This is a genomic window from Flavobacterium sp. K77 (assembly GCF_021608205.1).
GTDB lineage: Bacteria > Bacteroidota > Bacteroidia > Flavobacteriales > Flavobacteriaceae > Flavobacterium > Flavobacterium turcicum.
Map to the genome: position 1 here is coordinate 1 of NZ_JAKIHO010000022.1, position 3,136 is coordinate 3,136.

At 30.4% G+C, this 3,136-nt stretch carries 2 protein-coding genes; both read left to right on the top strand.

The genetic code is table 11. The annotated features are described in order from the left end of the window. Positions 1-616: 616 nt before the first annotated feature. Entirely contained in the window at positions 617-1,168 is a 552-nt protein-coding gene (locus L1S34_RS14650) for a helix-turn-helix domain-containing protein (RefSeq protein ID WP_236364823.1), read from the top strand. Between the two features lie 101 nt (positions 1,169-1,269). Then, positions 1,270-2,676, top strand: a complete 1,407-nt coding sequence (gene omp85, locus L1S34_RS14655; RefSeq protein WP_236364825.1) for an Omp85 family outer membrane protein — start codon at positions 1,270-1,272, stop codon at positions 2,674-2,676. Positions 2,677-3,136: the final 460 nt, after the last annotated feature.

The window sequence follows — 3,136 nt, forward strand, 5'->3', positions numbered from 1 at the left end:
AACGTTGGCAGAAACCCTCGAGCTACACGAATCGCATAAAAACCTCAATAAAAAGATAACATTACCTAAAATTAATGTAGAGATATTTCGCACTTTTAAATACTTTTCAAATTTTGTATCTTGCGAACAGTAAATTTTAATTATGCTTAAAACAATTCAAATTATTGCATTACTTCAAGGACTTTTCGTCCTTTTTGTTTTATATAACAATCGCAATAGTTATAAGAATACAACTTTTTGGTTATTATTCGGCAGTTTATTTTCCATCGTTCTATATATTATTGGAGATGACAAGAATAATTTATTTGTTAATAACACCGATTGGTTTCTTTTCGATAACACACTTTTTATAACATTTCTATTTTTGTTTTTTAGATATTTTAAAAGCAATAAAGAAAAGTTTATAAAATCAGATTACTGTTTTTTCATACCAAATATCATTTATCTAATTCTTGAAATAATTGAAATAAAATTAATTCAAAATAATATAGTCATCGAAGTTTTAGAAGTATTCTGCGAATTAACTTTTATCATCTACTTGTCACTAATTTTATTTTCCATAATTTCAAGTAAAAGAAAACATTGGATTATATATTTCATTATTCCAATCATTATTTTGTTCGTTTTTTCACTTATTAATGATATTCTTGAAATTGTTGGATTATCAGAATTACCGTTTTTATCCGACCAAAATTTCAATTCATACCTTTTATTAGTTGTTGCGTTTTTATTCTATTTTATAGCTTTTAAGTTGTTTAATGGTAATAAAGAAATTTTACCAAAAGTAGAAATCGGTAAATACAAAAACTCAAATCTGAACGATGAAACAATTAATAAATATAAAACTGCTTTAATCAATGCAATGCAAATTGATAAAATATACCTTGATGGAAAATTATCCATACAAGATGTTTCAGATAAATTAAATATTCCGCGTCAATACATTTCTGAAGTTTTAAACGAACATATGAATACCAATTTTCAAGATTTCATAAATGAATATAGAGTGGAAGAATTTGTGAACCGACTAAAAAACGACCAAAACAATAATCTTACCCTTTTAGGAATCGCTACAGATGTAGGTTTTAATTCTAAATCTTCTTTTAATGCTATATTCAAAAAATTCAAAGGCTTAACACCAACACAATTCAAGAAAAATCTTTTGTAAAAAAAATAATTGGTACAAATCAATCATCTTGCACTTATTTCATTTTTAGGAAAACACAATCACTTACGATATTTGCGAAATAATTAAAAGAACCCTAAATTATGTCGCAACTTAAATTAATTAAAAAGATTCTCTTTTGCTTTGTTTTAACTATTTCAACGTATTCAATTAACGCACAAGTAAACGATACACTTTCATTTGTAAAATCAAAACGAATGTCAGATGATGACCTTGCAAAAAAACGAGAAGGAACTTTCATAACGGGTTTGCCTGACTTTTCATCAGATCCTGTTACAGGTTTTGGTTTTGGTCTTAGAAGTAATGTTTATTGGAACGGCGAAAGAACAAATCCACTTTTTGCGTACACACCTTACTTAGCTAAACTAAAAGCTAATGCAGCATATTACACTTCAAACGCAAGAGAATTAATTTTATCTTTAGATGTACCATATTATAAAGGAACACGTTGGAGATTTAAAATTGATTTTAAAGCGCAACAAAATCCAGCAAATTTATATTTTGGCTCAACAGAATCAACGTTGGGCAATCTACGATTGCCATCCAATGAAAACATTACTTTTTCAACCTATGAAGCATTTGATAGAGCACGAAAAACGTTACGACCTGGCGGAATTGGAGAAGAAAGTTTTGTAACAGATGCCTTGTCAAACCGATTTAGAGAAACAGAATATATGCTTAATCTAAAAGGAGATTACGCGATAGGAAACGGAAAATGGAGAGTAATGGGCGGTTATGAAATTCAAAATTTAAGTTATAAAACTTTTGAAGGAGAATCAGCCGAGGCTATTAATCCAACAACTGGCGAAGAAACAACAGCACCAAATGGATTATCACTTTTACGAAGAGATTTTAATCAAGGCTTAATATCTGGCTTAAATGGTGGATGGATTTCAATTTTACAAACCGCTTTAATTTATGACACGAGAGATTTTGAACCCGACCCAACCAAAGGTTACTATTTTGAAATAGCAAATGAATATTCTAGCAAATATATTGGCTCACAATTTAACTTCAATAAACTTTTTATTCAAGCAAGAGCATATCAAAAGTTACCTTTTGGAAAAAGAACTGTTGTCGCTGGAAGATTTGGAGTTGGTAACATTTTTGGATCGAATGCGCCATTTTTTGAATTTCAAGACCAATGGAGTCCAGAAGGCAGCATCAACGCACTTGGTGGAAAACAATCGTTGCGAGGCTATCGAGCAAATCGGTTTTTAGCACGTTCAATGTGGTTCACAAATATTGAATTAAGATACAGAATTGCAGAAACAAAATTAGGAAAACAAAGATTTGCTTTCGGTGTCGCACCATTTTTTGATGCAGGAACAGTAAGAGACGAATGGCAAAATCTAAACTTTAAAAACATTCGCTACTCTTATGGTTTAGGAGCAAGAATTGCTTGGAATCAGTCCACAATTTTATCATTTGATTATGGAATGTCAAAAGAAGATAGGCTCTTCTACATCGGCATCGGTCAGGCTTTTTAACAAATTAGTTTGGTATTATTTGTACAGATTTTGGAAATATAAAAACATTGTACGTTACAAACAGAAATATAAAACTACCTTGCTGATTTATATTTATTGCTATCGCAATTATATATATCCGCTCCGCGTTTATATAAATGTGTTTCGTATTTATATTTCTGTCTGTCCTATTTATATTTATATCAATCCAATTTATATTTATTACTGTCTGACTTATATTTATTGTAATCCGATTTGTATTTATACCTTTCCGACTTAGATTTATTGAAACCCGCAACCTAATTATTAAAGGATTGCAAAACAGAACGGAAACAGAAAGAATAAAGGGCATCTGCCAACAGCCGTTTCTCGCAATTGCGAATTTTGTGGTAAGTTCACGTTTACGTTTCGCAAGAATTTTTATCTTTAACAGAAAATATAAAGTTCCGAACTTCGCAACCTCGCCAAGCGGCGGGACGTT